Annotated in this window: 17 protein-coding genes and 1 tRNA gene; 11 read left to right on the top strand and 7 right to left on the bottom strand. The window is 63.2% G+C overall.

What is annotated here, in order from left to right; genetic code table 11:
- Position 1: 1 nt before the first annotated feature.
- The 9 genes from rpmI to ACP5MM_RS01235 all read left to right on the top strand — a co-directional run bounded on the left by rpmI (position 2) and on the right by ACP5MM_RS01235 (position 7,282).
- Positions 2 to 199: a 50S ribosomal protein L35 gene (gene rpmI, locus ACP5MM_RS01275; protein WP_427932132.1), complete on the top strand. Its 198-nt coding sequence runs from the start codon at positions 2 to 4 to the stop codon at positions 197 to 199.
- A gap of 18 nt (positions 200 to 217) precedes the next feature.
- Positions 218 to 577 carry a 50S ribosomal protein L20 gene (gene rplT / locus ACP5MM_RS01270; protein ID WP_427933981.1) on the top strand — a complete coding sequence of 120 codons (360 nt, stop codon included), beginning with the start codon at positions 218 to 220 and terminating at the stop codon, positions 575 to 577.
- An 18-nt stretch (positions 578 to 595) separates the two neighbouring features.
- Entirely contained in the window at positions 596 to 1,618 is a 1,023-nt protein-coding gene (pheS, locus tag ACP5MM_RS01265; protein WP_427932130.1) for a phenylalanine--tRNA ligase subunit alpha, read from the top strand.
- A 9-nt stretch (positions 1,619 to 1,627) separates the two neighbouring features.
- Positions 1,628 to 4,033 (top strand): phenylalanine--tRNA ligase subunit beta, encoded by a 2,406-nt coding sequence (gene pheT / locus ACP5MM_RS01260; RefSeq protein ID WP_427932128.1) that lies wholly within the window; start codon positions 1,628 to 1,630, stop codon positions 4,031 to 4,033.
- A gap of 10 nt (positions 4,034 to 4,043) precedes the next feature.
- On the top strand, positions 4,044 to 4,340 hold the full coding sequence (locus tag ACP5MM_RS01255; RefSeq protein ID WP_427932126.1) for an integration host factor subunit alpha: 297 nt from the start codon (positions 4,044 to 4,046) through the stop codon (positions 4,338 to 4,340).
- On the top strand, positions 4,318 to 4,725 hold the full coding sequence (locus tag ACP5MM_RS01250; protein WP_427932124.1) for a MerR family transcriptional regulator: 408 nt from the start codon (positions 4,318 to 4,320) through the stop codon (positions 4,723 to 4,725). Before ACP5MM_RS01255 ends, ACP5MM_RS01250 begins: the two co-directional genes overlap by 23 nt.
- A 38-nt stretch (positions 4,726 to 4,763) precedes the next feature.
- Positions 4,764 to 4,840 (top strand) — tRNA-Pro (locus tag ACP5MM_RS01245).
- Between the two features lie 146 nt (positions 4,841 to 4,986).
- Positions 4,987 to 6,723, top strand: coding sequence for an AMP-dependent synthetase/ligase (locus ACP5MM_RS01240; RefSeq protein ID WP_427933980.1), 1,737 nt, complete (start codon positions 4,987 to 4,989; stop codon positions 6,721 to 6,723).
- A 151-nt stretch (positions 6,724 to 6,874) separates the two neighbouring features.
- On the top strand, positions 6,875 to 7,282 hold the full coding sequence (locus tag ACP5MM_RS01235; protein ID WP_427933979.1) for a DUF302 domain-containing protein: 408 nt from the start codon (positions 6,875 to 6,877) through the stop codon (positions 7,280 to 7,282).
- A gap of 44 nt (positions 7,283 to 7,326) precedes the next feature.
- On the opposite strand, the gene ACP5MM_RS01230 is transcribed toward ACP5MM_RS01235, so the two are convergent.
- Positions 7,327 to 7,569, bottom strand: a complete 243-nt coding sequence (locus tag ACP5MM_RS01230) for a YgaP family membrane protein (RefSeq protein WP_427933978.1) — start codon at positions 7,567 to 7,569, stop codon at positions 7,327 to 7,329.
- 214 nt (positions 7,570 to 7,783) lie between these two features.
- Entirely contained in the window at positions 7,784 to 8,245 is a 462-nt protein-coding gene (locus tag ACP5MM_RS01225; RefSeq protein ID WP_427933977.1) for a cytochrome P460 family protein, read from the bottom strand.
- Between the two features lie 1,695 nt (positions 8,246 to 9,940).
- On the opposite strand from ACP5MM_RS01225, the gene ACP5MM_RS01220 reads away from it, so the two are divergent.
- A complete protein-coding gene (locus ACP5MM_RS01220; RefSeq protein ID WP_427933976.1) occupies positions 9,941 to 10,660 on the top strand; it encodes a DUF6969 family protein in 720 nt (239 codons plus the stop codon).
- A 61-nt stretch (positions 10,661 to 10,721) separates the two neighbouring features.
- Here the strand turns inward: ACP5MM_RS01220 and ACP5MM_RS01215 are convergent, their stop codons facing one another.
- Positions 10,722 to 11,027, bottom strand: coding sequence for a high-potential iron-sulfur protein (locus ACP5MM_RS01215; RefSeq protein ID WP_427933975.1), 306 nt, complete (start codon positions 11,025 to 11,027; stop codon positions 10,722 to 10,724).
- A 461-nt stretch (positions 11,028 to 11,488) separates the two neighbouring features.
- Between ACP5MM_RS01215 and ACP5MM_RS01210 the strand changes: the two genes are divergently transcribed.
- Positions 11,489 to 11,836 (top strand): metalloregulator ArsR/SmtB family transcription factor, encoded by a 348-nt coding sequence (locus ACP5MM_RS01210; RefSeq protein ID WP_427933974.1) that lies wholly within the window; start codon positions 11,489 to 11,491, stop codon positions 11,834 to 11,836.
- 205 nt (positions 11,837 to 12,041) lie between these two features.
- Here the strand turns inward: ACP5MM_RS01210 and rfbB are convergent, their stop codons facing one another.
- The 4 genes from rfbB to ACP5MM_RS01190 are packed head-to-tail and all read right to left on the bottom strand — an operon-like array spanning position 12,042 to position 14,824.
- A complete protein-coding gene (gene rfbB / locus ACP5MM_RS01205) occupies positions 12,042 to 13,187 on the bottom strand; it encodes a dTDP-glucose 4,6-dehydratase (protein ID WP_427932108.1) in 1,146 nt (381 codons plus the stop codon).
- Positions 13,177 to 14,067, bottom strand: a complete 891-nt coding sequence (gene rfbD, locus ACP5MM_RS01200; protein ID WP_427933973.1) for a dTDP-4-dehydrorhamnose reductase — start codon at positions 14,065 to 14,067, stop codon at positions 13,177 to 13,179. The genes rfbB and rfbD overlap by 11 nt, the downstream gene beginning before the upstream one ends.
- Positions 14,064 to 14,495, bottom strand: coding sequence for a hypothetical protein (locus ACP5MM_RS01195; protein WP_427933972.1), 432 nt, complete (start codon positions 14,493 to 14,495; stop codon positions 14,064 to 14,066). The genes rfbD and ACP5MM_RS01195 overlap by 4 nt, the downstream gene beginning before the upstream one ends.
- Entirely contained in the window at positions 14,495 to 14,824 is a 330-nt protein-coding gene (locus tag ACP5MM_RS01190; protein WP_427932102.1) for a DUF3579 domain-containing protein, read from the bottom strand. Before ACP5MM_RS01190 ends, ACP5MM_RS01195 begins: the two co-directional genes overlap by 1 nt.
- Positions 14,825 to 14,856: the final 32 nt, after the last annotated feature.

The following is a 14,856-nucleotide window of genomic DNA, read 5'->3' as shown; positions in this document are numbered from 1 at the left end:
CATGCCAAAAATGAAGACCAACCGCGGGGCGGCCAAGCGTTTCAAGCGCACCGGCTCCGGCAAGTTCAAGCATCGTCAGGCGTTTTTGAATCATATCCTGACGAAGAAATCGACCAAGCGGAAGCGTCATTTGCGCCATGCCATCGTTACCGCCGGTAGCGACCAGGCCAATTTGCGACGTTTGCTGCCGTACGGCTAAGGTGAAAGGAGTAGGACAATGGCGAGAGTAAAGCGCGGCGTTACAGCCCACGCCCGGCACAAGAAGGTTCTCGAACGGGCCAAAGGGTTTCGGGGACAGCGCAAGAGCAATTATCGCATCGCCCACCAGGCGGTGATGAAGGCGCTGATGTATGAGTATCGCGATCGGCGGACCAAAAAGCGGGATTTCCGCAGTTTGTGGATCGTGCGTATCAATGCCGCGGCGCGGGTTGAAGGTTTGACCTATAGCCGTTTTGTCAGCGGTTTGTACCATGCCGGCATTCAGTTGGATCGCAAGGTCCTGGCGGATCTCGCGGTTCACGACAAGGCCGCGTTCAGCCGCCTCGTGGAGGTAGTGAAGGGTCAGTTGGCCGCCTGAGTGGCTGCGGGGAACGAGATGGATGCAGGAAGGTTGCTTCCTCTGGAGGAGGCGGCACGGGCTATACGTGCCGCCTTTGATTTGTCCGCCCTGGAGCAGTTGCGGGTGCAGTACCTGGGGAAAAAAGGCACGCTGACGACCGCCTTGCAGAATCTATCCCAACTGCAAGGCGAGGAACGGCGGGCGGCCGGATTGGCCCTCAATCAGGTGAAGTCTGAAATCCAGGCGCTCTTGCAATCGCGCAAGGAGGAACTTCAGGCGCTCGCTCTGGAGGAACGGCTGCGCGCGGAAAGGCTGGATGTGACCCTGCCGGGCCGGGGGCTGGCAGGGGGGACCACGCATCCCATCGTGCAGACCCTGGAGTGGATCAAGACCTACTTCCTGGGCTTGGGTTTTCTGCCCAGTGACGGGCCGGAGATCGAGGACGATTATCACAACTTCGAGGCCCTCAACATCCCCGCCGATCACCCGGCGCGGGCCATGCACGATACCTTTTACCTGGATGCGAACCGGGTTCTGCGCACCCATACCTCGCCGGTTCAGATCCGCTTTCTCGAAAACCACGAACCGCCCGTGCGGATGATTGCCACCGGGCGGGTGTACCGCCGCGATTCGGACTTGACCCATACGCCCATGTTTCATCAGGTGGAGGGCCTGCTCTTGGATGAGCAGGCCAGCTTTGCCGATCTGCGCGGGCTGCTGCAGGATTTTTTGCAGGCCTTTTTCGATCGTGCGGATCTGCCGGTCCGTTTTCGTCCATCCTACTTTCCCTTCACCGAACCCTCCGCCGAGGTGGACGTGGGCTGCGTGATCTGCGCCGGTCAGGGATGCCGGGTCTGCAAACAAAGCGGCTGGCTGGAGGTGCTGGGTTGCGGAATGGTGCATCCGGCCGTCCTGGAGAAGGCGGGAGTGGACGGCGAGCGCTTTACCGGCTTCGCCTTCGGCTTGGGGGTGGAGCGCTTGAGCATGCTGCGTTATGGTGTGAATGATCTGCGCCTCTTTTTTGAGAATGACCTGCGTTTTTTGAAACAGTTTTCCTGAGGACCCGGCATGCGCGTCAGCATCCAGTGGTTACGAGAGATGCTCGATACTCCATGGGAGTTCGAGGAAATCGCCCGCCGCCTGACCATGGGCGGCATCGAGGTGGAGGGCAGCGAAGAAGCGGCGCCGCCCTTCGAGCAGGTGGTGGTGGGGCGGGTGCTCGCCGTGGAGGCGCATCCCCAGGCGGATAAATTGCAGGTGGCCGCCGTGGATGCGGGCGGCGGGCAGATACGGCAGGTGGTGTGCGGTGCGGCGAATCTCGTCCCGGAACTGCGCGTGCCCCTGGCGCTGCCGGGAGCGGTCCTGCCGGGTGACCGGGCCATCGCGGCCAACGCCCTGCGCGGGGTGATGTCCGAGGGGATGCTGTGCTCGGCCGGGGAATTAGGCCTGGAAGATGGCAGCAGCGGCCTGCTGGTCCTGGACCAGGACGCCCCTGTCGGCATGGATTTGCGGCGCTATCTGGGGCTCGACGACCGGATTCTGACCCTGGGTATCACCCCCAACCGCGGCGACGCCTTGTCCATGCTGGGGGTGGCGCGGGACCTGGCAGCCCTGGGGGCGGGTACCCTGCGGCCCTTGCCCGACCATGACGACGGGGAGTGGCCGCAGGTCTTGGGTGGCCGAACCGCCTTTACGGCGGCGCAGACGGGGCTGGATTTCGCCATAGAGGTCCTCGATCCGGCCGCCTGTCCACGCTATTGCGCCCTCGTCCTGGAGGGCTTCGGAGCCGGGCAGCGGGTGCCCGATTGGCTGCGGGAGCGTTTGCGGCGGGCGGGGCAACGGAGCGTGCATCCCATCGTGGATGTGATGAATTATGTGATGTTGGAGTTGGGGCAACCCTTGCATAGCTTTGATGCCGGGCAGGTGCAGGAAGGGATTGCGGTGCGCCCGGCCGCCGCCGGCGAACGGCTGGACGCCCTGGATGGCCAGTCCTTGGCCCTGGAGCCGGACATGCTGGTCGTCGCCGACGCCGCCGGGCCGGTGGCCTTGGCCGGCATCATGGGCGGGCAGCGCACGGCCGTTGGCCAACAAACCCGGCGCATACTGCTGGAGTCGGCGTTCTTCGCCCCCCAGGCGGTGCAGGGGCGGGCGCGGCGTCTGGGCCTGCAGACCGAGGCGGCGCTGCGCTATGAGCGGGGGGTGGATTTTGCCCTGCCCATGCTGGCCGCCGGGCGGGCGTCGCGCCTGCTGCGCGCCCTTCTCGGGGCGCAATTGCGGGATGGCCGCTGCCTGGTGGAACCCGCGGCCTTGCCGCAGCGTGCGCCCATCCTGCTGCGGCGGGCGCGACTGTCGCGGATCCTCGGTCTGCCCATTGCCGATGCGGAGGTAGAATCGGGGCTTGTGCATCTGGGCATGGCGCCGGAAGAGACCGAGGCGGGCTGGCAGGCCGTGCCCCCGGCCCATCGCTTCGATGTGCGGATCGAGGCGGACCTTATCGAGGAAGTGGGGCGGATCTATGGCTATGAGCGCCTGCCCACCCATCGCCCGCGCGGTATCCTGGCGCCCTTGCCCATGCCCCATGCGCCGCTGGAGGGCACCTTGCGCCAAGGCATGTTGGGGCGGGACTACCATGAGGTCATTACTTATAGTTTCATCAGTGCGCAATGGCAGGAGCGCTGCAGCCCGGGGGCGGCGGCGCTGGGATTGCGCAATCCCCTTTCCATGGATATGGCGGTCATGCGCAGCAGCCTCTGGCCTGGCCTCTTGCAGGTTTTGCAATTTAATCTAAAAAGGCAACAGGAGCGGGTGCGCATCTTTGAGTTTGGCCGCGTATTCGAGGGGGATACGCAACGTCAGGTGCTGGCCGCATGCGCAATGGGTCCGGTGACCCGGCAGGGTTGGGCGGATCCCAGGCGGATGCTCGATTTTTATGATCTCAAGGGCGATGTGGAATCATTGCTGGGCCAATGGCATGGCGTTGATTTTACCTTTGCACAGGCGGATCATCCTGCCCTCCATCCGGGCCAGAGCGCCCAAGTCCTGGCCAACGGGAAGGCGCTGGGTTTCCTCGGGGCATTGCACCCGCGGCTGGTGGCGGAGCTGGATCTGGATGGCGCCCCTTTTCTTTTTCACCTGGAATGGGCGCAACTGGCGGGGCTGGCCCGGGAACCGCGCTTTCAGGCGATTTCGCCGTTTCCGGCATTGCGTCGGGATCTCGCGCTGCTTGTCCCCGTTAGCCTGACGGCGGGCAGCGTGGCCCAAGCCCTGCGTGGGGCGGCCTCGCCCATCGTCCGGGAGATCACGCTCTTTGATCGCTACCAGGGGGAAGGGGTTGCCCCCGGCAGCTATAGTCTGGCCTTTGCGGTGGTGTTGCAGCATGCGGAACGCACGCTCACCGAAACGGACGTGCAGGCGGAACTGGACCGCTTGATAACGGCTGTCCAACGCCTGGGTCCCATACAGTTACGTGCTTGAGGGAGGAAAGATGGCGATAACCAAGGCAGAGATTGTGGACATGCTTTTTGAGAAAATGGGCTTGAACAAGCGCGAAGCGAAAAGTGTTGTCGAGGCGTTTTTCGATGAGATTCGCAGCAACCTGGCCAAGGGTGAAGAAGTCAAGCTGTCCGGTTTTGGTAATTTTACCCTCCGCCAGAAAAATCCGCGGCCCGGGCGCAACCCGAAGACGGGTGTGGAAATCACCATTACGGCGCGCCGGGTTGTGACTTTTCATGCGAGCCAGAAATTGAAGGCGCATGTGAATGGCAGTGACGCGCCCACCTAAAGGCAGGCTTTCGGCCTTGCCGGAAATCCCGGACAAGCGCTATTTTTCCATTAGCGAGGCGGCTGTTTTGTGTGGGGTCAAGGCGCATGTCCTGCGTTATTGGGAGCAGGAGTTCCCCCAGCTTGACCCCCTGAAGCGGCGCGGCAATCGGCGTTATTACCAGCAACACGACATTCTTCTGGCGCGGCGTATTCGCGCGTTGCTCTACGCCGACGGGTATACCATTCAGGGTGCCCGTGAGCAGCTGCATCGGGGTGTTGCGGAAACGGAAGGGGGGGGCGAGCCGGCCCAGGCACCGTCGGGTACGGCCAGCAGCGACAGGCGCTTGCGCTATTTGCGTCAGGAATTGGAGGCCATGCTGGATTTGTGCCGTCAAGGCCATTGACCGCAGCGGCGGTTTAGCGTTTAATGGGCGCTGTTTCGCGGGGCGTAGCGCAGCCTGGTAGCGCACCTGAATGGGGTTCAGGTGGTCGGAGGTTCAAATCCTCTCGCCCCGACCAATCAAATCAGCAAGTAGACCTTTCGATCCGCCATCCCCAGAACGGATCATCCGTCATTCCGGATGACGCTTTGCGTCGCATATTTTATGTAATCCTAATTGTTTTTCAATGGCTTGCGGCCGCGTAACGGCATGGATACCTGGGGCATGCACGAGATAGCCAGCATGATCCATCAACTGGACGCGCTTCCCAACCTGCCAGCGGGGTTATTCGCCCGCTGTGGCGTCCATGGGCATGGCATTGCCGCGCTGCGGCCCTCCGGGGAAGGATACGCAGCGATTACGGCGGCGCGACTGGAGGAGGACGTCCGGTTGCGGGCGCGCGGCCTGTTGCGGCTGGGAGTGAAGCCCGGCCAGCGGGTTCTCCTGATGGCGCCGAATTCCGTCGACTGGGCCATCATGGATTTTGCCATCCTCGCCGTCGGCGCGGTTACGGTTCCCGTGTATCCGAGCTATGGCCCGGCGGATATCCGCCATGTCCTCCGCGATAGCGGCAGCGACTTCTGCCTGCTGGAAAGCCCCGCGGAACTGGCGCGCCTGGGCTCCCGGGAAGGGTGGGGGGTGGCGGCCGAGCATGTTTTCCTCCGCGAGGCAGGCGCCGATCTGCGCCCCTGGTCGGCATTGGCCGAATTCGGCCGGGGTGTGGCCGATGCCGACCTGGACCGGCGCGTGGCGCAGATCCGGCGGCAGGACATGGCCACTCTCGTGTATACCTCGGGCACCACCGGGGAACCCAAGGGGGTGGTGCTCAGCCACGGCAACATCCTCAGCGATATCGCCGGCTTCCTTCCCTGCGTACCTTCCCTGGAATCCGGGCAGCGCGTCCTCTCGTTTCTCCCCCTTTCCCATGTCTTCGAGCGCGTGGTCGACCATTTCGGGCCCTATCTTCTGGGTTTGGAGGTCGCTTATGGGGAGCGGCCGGACACGGTTCTGCGCGACCTTCGCCGGGCTCGGCCGCACCTCCTCATCGCCGTTCCGCGGGTCTTCCAACTCCTCTATCATCGGCTCCAACGGGAGATCGAAAGCCGCCCTGGTCTGCTCGCCACACTCCTGCGCCGCGAACTCGATTTTCGCGCCGGCGATCCGCCCACCTGGCGCAATCGCCTCGCATCCCGCCTCGTCGCTAGCCGCCTCCGTCGGCAACTGGGTGGGCGTCTGCAATTTTTCGTATCCGGCGGGGCGCCGCTGCCCCAAGAGATTTCCCGTTTCTTCCTGGGACTGGGGCTGCCCATCCTGGAAGGATACGGCATGACCGAGGCTACCGCGGTGATTGCCGCCAATCCCCTGACCGCCATTCGCCCGGGCAGCGTGGGGAAAATCCTGCCCAAGCTCCAGTGCCGCATCGCCCCCGATGGCGAGATCCTCGTCCAGGGACCCGCCGTCATGGAGCGCTACTGGAACAACGAAAGGGCCAGCCGGGAGGTGCTTGCCGATGGCTGGCTGCACACCGGCGATAGCGGCTTCCTGGATGCCGACGGTTACCTGACCATTGTCGATCGCAAGAAGGATCTCATCGTCAACGCGGCCGGCGAGAACATCTCACCCCAAAAGATCGAGACGCGGCTGACCATGCACCCGCTGATTGGGCAGGCGGTGGTTTTCGGCGACCGTCTTCCCTATCTGGTCGCGCTGATTTATGCCAATCCGGAGTATGCGCAGAAGCTGCTGGGGGGCAGTTATGGCCGGGATGCCTTGGTCAAGGCTACCCATACGGCCATTCAGGAGGCCCTGGACGGGCTGCCTTCCTATGAACAGGTGCGCCGTTTTTCCCTCCTGGAGCAGCCCCTTGGGCAGGAAAGCGGCGAACTGACGCCTACCTTCAAGGTGAAACGCAGGGTGGTGCGGGAACGTTATGCCAAGATCCTGGAGGGCCTCAGCCAGTGAGGCGTTTTGTCCTCCCTTGGAGGACGCGCAGGCCATTGATCTTCTCCGGCCGGGGCATGGCTGGCAAGCCATCGCCGGCAAGCGCGGGGAAGATCCGGGCTGGATATGCACATTGGATGCTGTCGGCGGTCTTTTTCCGGGGGGAGGAATCATGATGGATAACGTATTGCCCGCAGGTCTTTTTCATTGGCGCTCGCCTTATGGCGTAGCCGAAACGGCGCGACGACTGGAAGATGCCCTCAAGGCCCAGGGTTTTACCATCTTCGCCCACTTCGATCATGGCCACGCGGCGCAGGAGGCCGGGCGCCAGATGCCGCCGACGGAAGTCCTGGTTTTCGGCAACCCCAAAGGCGGCACGCCGCTGATGCTCGCCGCCCCCACGCTGGCCATCGACCTTCCCAGCAAGATCCTCGTCCGCCAGGATGAGGACGGTGCCGCTGAGGTCTTTTTCAACACCATGGCCTATCTCAAGGAACGGCACCGCTTGATGGATATGGATAAAGAGGTGATTGCCTTCGATCGGAAGGTAACGGATATCATCAGGTCATCCCTGACATGACCTCAGGCGGATCCGGCCCTTGGCCAGAGGGCAATCCGGGCGGATCAGCCGGATTTCCCCTGTCCGCAGGTATTGATGCCAAGCACCGCCCATAATGGGCAAAAGCGGACGATTCCGGTAATCAGCGCGATTGCCGCGAGGATCAGCACCACTACCTGCCAGATGAACCCCAAGGGCGCCAGGAATCCCACCAGCAGCAAGACAACGCCGATGATAATGCGAATCGCCTGGTCTATACGGCCAACATTGCATTGCATAGCTGCACCTCCAAGAAGGGTTTCAGTCAAATCATTCCCATTGCATGGGCTTTTTGCTGCGACACCATTATGAACATAGTTGAATGACGGGAAGATGCAAGGGCCGCTGTGGCAAACGCCGGCAGCCTTCGCAGCGGTGGCTGGCGGGCCGTGTATTTCCGAAGTCCATGGCAATGGGCCGCCCGGGGAATGTCCGGGCGGGAAATCCCGGCGGCAAGTGATCCTGGGGATCCAGGAATCGCGCCTAGGCCAGGAAGGCTGACGGATTTAAGAAAACTTCCATGGCCGGACCCGGGTCCCTTCCCAGCGCGGACCCAGGGTGCTCCTGGAGCAAGCGGAGATAGGCGGGTGATATTTTCTGATCCGGGAAAAAGGCGGCGGGCAGCAGGTTGATAGGGGGTGGGGCAAAAAGGAAATCCTGCTTCTGCGCCACCATGTGGCACTGGATGCAGGATCTCGCTTTGCCAAAAGCCAAGAGTTTGCCCTGGTCTGAGTAGGCGGCCATGACCCAGTTACGGTCGGCTCCATCATAATGGGGGAGCTTGAGCATGGCCGTCACTCCCGCCAGCTTTTTCCGGGCATTGAAATTTTCCTTGATCAGGAGGCTCCCGGCCGGGTAGCGCGTCACCCGAACTACTCCGCCTGCGGCGGTTACGGCGCCATGGGCGGTTTCGTTCACTTTGTCGGCGGGGTAATAATCCACCATTCTGATCCCGGCTGGTATGCAGTGCTGCCCCCGGCAGGAGATGCCCTTCATCCACGATGGCGCGGATGCTGCGCCACAGTTGGACAGGGCTTGGGATAGTCTCGGGGAGATTCCCCGCCCACGCCGGGCTGATGTTGGTCACGGCCACGGCCACGGCCACGGCCAGGCGTAATTGCTGGTGGATCTGCTTGGTAAGCATGTCATTCATCGGCAAATGGCGTAACATGAAAACAAGAGCGATAAAAACCCATCATCCCGGATCGGCGGCCGGCACGGCGTTTTCAGGGCATGATGGTCTAATAGTCATTGGATGCCATGGCCTGGGGAGGCTGTTATGGTGAAGCGGAAAATTGGCACCATCGCCCTTGCGGCGCTGCTTCTGGTTGGGGGGACCGGTTGCGTTTCTTATCCCTATGCGACGGAAGGCTATTATAGCAACGGCCCCATGGCCGGCGTTTATCCCGGCTATTCCTGGTATCCTTCTGCCGCTTACCTCAACTACTACACGCCTGATCTGTATCTGCAGACGGAACTGTGGGATTACTACCCGCAGGTCTATTACCAGTATTTTTCCGCTCCGCCCCCGCCGCCTCCGCCGGGAGCGCCACCCCCGCCCCCGCCGCCGCAGGGGATGCCACCGCCCCCGCCGGCGGTGATCTACGGTGCGGTGCCGCCTTCACCTCCGCGGCCGGGCATGGTCCCAGGCCCAGGCCCCGGCGCGCCGCTGCCACCGGCAGGGCCCGGCGTCATGGCGCCTCCTCCTCCGGGGCCTGCCCGTCCGCCCCAGAGGGCTTTCTTTGCCCCACCTTCTGCCCCGCCGCCCGGGTCGCCCGGGGGAGTTTCTCCTCGCCCTGGCTTCGTTGTACCGCCATCGCCTTCCGCGCCGCTGCCGCCACCTGGTGCTGCGCCGCTCCCCGGGCCGGCTCTTCGTCCCCCTTCCGGACCGCCGAGCCCGGAGCCCGTGGCGCCGGCACCGTATCACCGCCGCCGCCGGCAGGGACCTCCTCCAGGGCCGGCTTTCGCGCCGTCCCCCGAGCGCCCGCCCAATCCCGGCTTCGCCGCGCCGCCGCCGCCCCCACCCTCGGGCGGACCCCATCAGGGACCGGGAACTCCGCCGCCGCCTCCTTTCTGAGGGCATGCGCAGGGGGCGATCAGGAACTCTTGGCGGCCCTCCGATAAAAGCGGTGGGAGGGGCCGTTTGTTCGGGGTTGGGGATGTTGGCGAAGACCGGGCATCCGGACTATGCTGTGAAAATAGGCTTTGCCCAAGATTTTTGGTGGAGATGGAAACCCGGCAAGTCCCGACAAGGGGGCTTCAGCTTGGTGGCGGCTTCGCTAGGGCAAAGGATATTCACGTTGGTTTTCCAGCAAAGGAGTCTGCTCATGCATTTGCACAAGCGCAAGGCCTTGGGGGGCGCGGTGGCCCTGACCTTGGCACTCGGATCCCCCCTGGCGTCAGCGGAAACGATGGCCCACCCTTGTGCTCCCAGCCAAAAGACGGCTACCGGTGTCCAGCCCACGCCCTTGGCCAAGGCACAGCCCGGCTCCACCGCTGCAACGGCCAGTCGGCATCCTTGTCAAAGCGCGAGCTGTGGGGCAGCCAAGACCAAGAAATGACGGGGCGGGAGTCGAATCCTGGCCCATCCGGGTAGCGGCACCGGACCTGAGCCGCCTTGGCCCTTGCCAGCAGCGGCGCATGCGCAAGGCGGGCATGCAGGTGGAGCGAATCATGGCCGATTTGGCGGGTTGTGGGCTCAATGTGGTCGCCGACCTCCTGCGCGGACAGGAACCCTTCACCGAGGGCCTCCACTACCCTCCCGATGATGCGACGGACGCCAGGACCGGTGCCCGTTTTTATTACCATGCCCACGCCGGTCCCCTGGACGAACATGGCCACTTTCACCTCTTCGCACCGGTTTCTCCCCAGCGGCGGGAGGTGGGAGAGCGTGGCAAAGACCTGGTGCATCTGGTCGCCATCTCCATGGATGTTTGGGGCATGCCGCAGGCTTTGTTCAGCATCAATCACTGGGTCAGTGGCGGGCGCTGGCGGGATGCCGGAAAAACCCTGGATCTGCTGGGACGTTATCGCGTCGAACATGCCTATCCGTCCTGGCTGGTGAACCGCTGGATCACGGCCATGCTCCGCCTGTTCCATCCTCATATCACCGCGTTGTTGGCGGCGCGGGATAAGGCCATCGGCGAGGTGGCAACGGGCATATCGGTCGCAGCCGTCCGGGCCGATCGGCGGCGGCCGGTGGTCGCCATCATGCCCATCGACGTGGGGGAATTGCTGGCCGGGCTCCAGCAGCTTGAATTGCGGGCCGGGGGAGGCCAAGAGGTGGAGTCTTCGCCATTGGAACGTCTGGGCAAAGGGGCGGTGCAGGGCCGGGATGGCCTGTCGCCGGCAGGAAAGTAGGAATACACCCCCTGCCGGAAAAGGTGAGGGGGCGTTGCCACTGACTATTTAGCGAGGATGATCACGCCCCTTTGGCGGCGTAGAGCATGCACCAGCCGTCGGGGCTGACGTTTCCGGAAATCACCGCGCAGGTGCCCATCGCGGTGGGCGATGCGCCCGCCGTGAAAAAGGTGCAATTGGAGCAGTGCGCCTTCCCGTTGGGATGATCTTGATACTTGGCGGACGCTTTGGACATGCCCCCGGCCAAGGCCGTGCCAGGCGTGATTGCCGCTCCGAGCGCTGCTGCACCCATGAACACCACCACCCCTTTGAGCATCTCCCGGCGCGAGAGCTTGCCATCCTTTGCAATTGCTTTTTCGGTATTCATTGTTACCTCCTGGTTGTTGCGGATATAAGCGAATGATTGAATGGATCGTGGTGCTTCAAGGCATGGGCTATTTCACTGGTCCGTGTTCACCCCCTTTTCAGTACGTCATTCATCTTTCTCTATCTGGACAAGGGTGGATGATCCGCCTCCGTCCGGCGGCCATCTCGCGCTTGCGTCACGAGACCCAAGCTCCGGTGGGGATGGATTGCCGAAAGATAATAGACCACATCTAATATAAGATCAAGGCCAATATAAGGGCCAAGGCAAAGCGCTTGCTCATCCGTTCACGCCCCGGTGCGGGTCTGTCCAATCCGGTTTTCCGGTCATTCCGTCATGGTCTGCCTTGCTTGCGGCCATGGGACGCGCTGCTGGATGGGCTTGGGTTTGACAGGGGGGATAGGGAATGTCTAATATCCGCATCATCAAATATAGGCCGGATATGGGGAGCGCAAGCAATGGTCATGGAGCCGGTCACCGGTTTTTTCCAACTCCTGTCAGACAAGACCCGACTGAGTGTATTGCAGTTGCTCTGGGCGAAGGGGGAGCTCTGTGTCTGTGAGATCACCGGCGCGCTGGAGGAATCCCAGCCGAAGATCTCCCGGCATCTCGCGCTGTTGCGCGAGGGACGCCTCATTCTCGACCAGCGCCGCGGGACCTGGGTGCATTATCGCCTCCATCCGGATATGCCGCAGTGGCAGCGCCTGACCCTGGCGGAATGCTTTGCGCAGCCGTTGATGGGGGCGGTGCTGGAGGCGCATCTGGCGCGCTTGGGCGGGCCGGCCGATGGCGTTCGCCATTGCGCGGCCTGATCTTGCCGCGCCACGGCATTTTCCGGTGCGGGTCAGGCGGACCTTTTCTCCGATACGGAACGGCAGCGAAGGGCGATCGCGCATCTTCCATCCAGCCTGCCGGCTTTCCTTCGGGACGGATGGCGGTTTCCCTTTTTTTGCCCTTAATAATATGGAAAACCATATATTATAACCTTGGGGATTTTCGGCCATTCCGTGGTGCCCTTCAGATCGCTCCGTATTGGGTGTCGAGCCACTGCTGGTAGCTGCCGTCCATGACCCCTTGCCACCAGGCGGGATGGTCGAGGTACCAGCGGATGGTGCGCGCGATGCCCGCGGCGAAATCGGTCCGGGGGGTGAAGCCGAGGGTGCGCGCGATCTTGTCGGCGTTGATGGCGTAGCGGCGGTCATGGCCGGGACGATCCTGGACATGGTGGATGAGGGAGGCGGAGGGCTGGCCCCGGGCGGGAGTGGCGGCGGGGAAGCGTTGGGCCAGCCCGGGATCTTGGGCAAAGGCTGCGTCCATGTGGGTGCAAATGAGCTGAACGATGTCGATATTGGCCCATTCGTTGCGCCCGCCAATATTATAGCTTTCGCCTTCTCGCCCGTGCCGGAGTATCGAATCAATGCCGCGGCAGTGGTCCTCGACATAGAGCCAGTCGCGGATCTGCCGGCCATCACCGTAAATGGGCAAGGGCCGGCCATGGAGGATATTGACGATCACCAGCGGGATGAGTTTTTCGGGAAAATGGAAGGGACCGTAGTTGTTGGAACAGTTGCTGGTGCTCGTGCGCAGGCCGTAGGTGTGCTGATAGCTGCGCACCAGGTGGTCCGCGGCGGCCTTGCTGGCGGCATAGGGTGAATTGGGGGCGTAGGGGGTGTCCTCGGTGAAGGGCGGATCGGCAGGGCCCAGGGTCCCATACACCTCATCGGTGGAGATGTGATGGAAACGGTGGGGAACGGGGCCTTGGGGGCCCTCCAGCCAGACGGCCCGGGCGGCGCGCAGGAGGCTGTGGGTGCCGAGGATGTTGGCGCGGATGAAGGCGTCGGGATCGTGGATGGAACGATCCACATGGCTCTCGGCGGCGAAATGGACCAGGGTATCGATGGCGTGTTCGCGCAGGAGCGCCATGACCAGATCCGTATCGTTGATGTCCCCCTGCACAAAGCGGAAGCCGGCTAGCGCATCAAGGTCAGCGAGGCTGTGGCGGTTGCCGGCATAGCTGAGGGCGTCGAGGACGACGAGGGGTTGTTGGGGATGCTGCTGCAGCCAGTAGTGGCAGAAGTTGGCGCCGATGAAGCCGGCACCACCGGTGACCAGGAGTCGCTGGGGGCTATGGCGGCTTGCGGGATCTGTAGGCTTAAGGGGCATGGTGCGGGCTCGCTGCGGGGAGGAGTTCTTGCAGCATGGCCCGTAGGGCCACGCGCCAGTGGGGGGCGGTGCCGAGTTGCGCGTAGCTGCCGCTCTTGTCGAGGACCGCGCAAGCGGGGCGCCGGGCCGGGGTAGGGTAGTCCATGCTGCGAATGGGGAGGATGGGGATGGTGCGGGAAAGCAGTCCGCAGGCCAAGGCTTCCTCCTGTATGGCGACGGCAAAATCATACCAGGAGGCGATGCCGGCATCGGTCCAGTGTTGGGTTCCGCGAAAATCTTTCGTCTCGATGGCCCGCCAGATGGCCTGGGCGAGCCCTGCCGCCCAGGTGGGGCTGCCGATCTGATCCGCCACGATGCGCAGTTCTGCGCGTTCGGCCATCAGTTTCAACATGGTTTTGACGAAATTGTGACCGTGACTGCTGTAGACCCAGGCGGTGCGGAGGATCAGGGCGTCATCGCCGAGGATCCGCCGCACCGCCTCTTCGCCGGCGGCCTTGCTGGCGCCGTACACCCCGAGGGGATGGACGCTGGCGTCGGGGGCGTAGGGGCTGGGACTTTGCCCGTCAAAAACGAAATCCGTAGAGATGTGCAGAACCTGGCAATGGATTTCCAGCGCCGCCTGGGCGACGTGGGCGGCGCCGTCGCCGTTGATGGCGTAGGCGTCGGCGGCTTCGCTCTCGGCGCGGTCCACGGCGGTATAGGCGGCGGCATTGATGATCCAGTGGGGCTGCCAGTGCTGCACGGCGGCGCGGACGGCGTCAATTTGGGTGATATCGGCATCTTGCCGGGCCAGGGCCCGGACGCTCATCCCGGCGGGCGAGCTGCGTTGCAGTTCCCAGCCTGCCTGCCCCGCGGCACCAAAGATCAGGACGCGCATCATTCCACCTTGGGGGGAGGGGGTGGATAGAGGGCTTCGTAAATGTTGTCCATGGCATAACCCTGGGTATCGTAGGCGCGGACCAGGAGATGGTTGCCCTGGACGCCGACGCTGACCAGGCAGGCGTGTTGGGCCGGAAGGTCCTGGGCCAGCACGTAGGCTGGCCCGGGACCGCAGGGATTGTGCGGATGGATCCGGTTCCAGTGGGCGACCAGGAGCCGGGCGCTGCGTTGGGCGGCAGCGGCATCGGCCGTGGCGTCAGGGGGGAGCTGGCGGAGGGTTTCCAGTGCCAGCCACAAATGCCTGCGCACCGGTGCCTGTTGGACGATGGTATGGATGCTCAGGAAAATGGCCCAGAGACCATAGATGGCGATGGCGGTAAAGAGAAAAGCGGCAAAACGCCGGGTGGCCCGGGCGGTCGGTGCAGTCATCAGGATGAGCGTCGTTTGTCGGGGGAGGTGGGAGCCGCGTTGTGCGCAGGCCGGGAGGTCATGCTGCCTGCTTCCTGGCGTATCTGGAGCTTGTTTTCCTGGGCAAAGCGCATGATCTCGGCGAAGGCTTCGGGATGGGCGGCCTCCAGCGCCTCGTCCATGATGATGGCCGCGTTGCCGTTGATGGTGGCGGGCTCGATGAAAGGCAGATAATGGATTTTGTGATCGGCTCCGAAATGGGCGAGGCCTACTCCTTCGATGAGCATTTCGGCCCATGCCGATGGGCGGAATTTGCCTCCACTTTCGGTTACACCATCAATGATGATCATGCTGCGGAATACTCCTCTCGAAGCGTGGCGAC

The organism is Acidithiobacillus sp. (genome assembly GCF_049965315.1).
GTDB lineage: Bacteria > Pseudomonadota > Gammaproteobacteria > Acidithiobacillales > Acidithiobacillaceae > Acidithiobacillus_B.
This window is presented reverse-complemented; position numbering and strand designations above follow the sequence as displayed.

Excerpts from the sequence above, each read along its gene's own strand:
- rpmI (WP_427932132.1), top strand. The coding sequence starts at position 2 with ATGCCAAAAATGAAGACCAACCGCGGGGCGGCCAAGCGTTTCAAGCGC.
- rplT (WP_427933981.1), top strand. The coding sequence starts at position 218 with ATGGCGAGAGTAAAGCGCGGCGTTACAGCCCACGCCCGGCACAAGAAG.
- pheS (WP_427932130.1), top strand. The coding sequence starts at position 596 with ATGGATGCAGGAAGGTTGCTTCCTCTGGAGGAGGCGGCACGGGCTATA.
- pheT (WP_427932128.1), top strand. The coding sequence starts at position 1,628 with ATGCGCGTCAGCATCCAGTGGTTACGAGAGATGCTCGATACTCCATGG.
- ACP5MM_RS01255 (WP_427932126.1), top strand. The coding sequence starts at position 4,044 with ATGGCGATAACCAAGGCAGAGATTGTGGACATGCTTTTTGAGAAAATG.
- ACP5MM_RS01250 (WP_427932124.1), top strand. The coding sequence starts at position 4,318 with ATGGCAGTGACGCGCCCACCTAAAGGCAGGCTTTCGGCCTTGCCGGAA.
- ACP5MM_RS01240 (WP_427933980.1), top strand. The coding sequence starts at position 4,987 with ATGCACGAGATAGCCAGCATGATCCATCAACTGGACGCGCTTCCCAAC.
- ACP5MM_RS01235 (WP_427933979.1), top strand. The coding sequence starts at position 6,875 with ATGATGGATAACGTATTGCCCGCAGGTCTTTTTCATTGGCGCTCGCCT.
- ACP5MM_RS01225 (WP_427933977.1), bottom strand. The coding sequence starts at position 8,245 with ATGGTGGATTATTACCCCGCCGACAAAGTGAACGAAACCGCCCATGGC.
- ACP5MM_RS01220 (WP_427933976.1), top strand. The coding sequence starts at position 9,941 with ATGCGCAAGGCGGGCATGCAGGTGGAGCGAATCATGGCCGATTTGGCG.
- ACP5MM_RS01215 (WP_427933975.1), bottom strand. The coding sequence starts at position 11,027 with ATGAATACCGAAAAAGCAATTGCAAAGGATGGCAAGCTCTCGCGCCGG.
- ACP5MM_RS01210 (WP_427933974.1), top strand. The coding sequence starts at position 11,489 with ATGGAGCCGGTCACCGGTTTTTTCCAACTCCTGTCAGACAAGACCCGA.
- rfbB (WP_427932108.1), bottom strand. The coding sequence starts at position 13,187 with ATGCCCCTTAAGCCTACAGATCCCGCAAGCCGCCATAGCCCCCAGCGA.
- rfbD (WP_427933973.1), bottom strand. The coding sequence starts at position 14,067 with ATGATGCGCGTCCTGATCTTTGGTGCCGCGGGGCAGGCAGGCTGGGAA.
- ACP5MM_RS01195 (WP_427933972.1), bottom strand. The coding sequence starts at position 14,495 with ATGACTGCACCGACCGCCCGGGCCACCCGGCGTTTTGCCGCTTTTCTC.
- ACP5MM_RS01190 (WP_427932102.1), bottom strand. The coding sequence starts at position 14,824 with ATGATCATCATTGATGGTGTAACCGAAAGTGGAGGCAAATTCCGCCCA.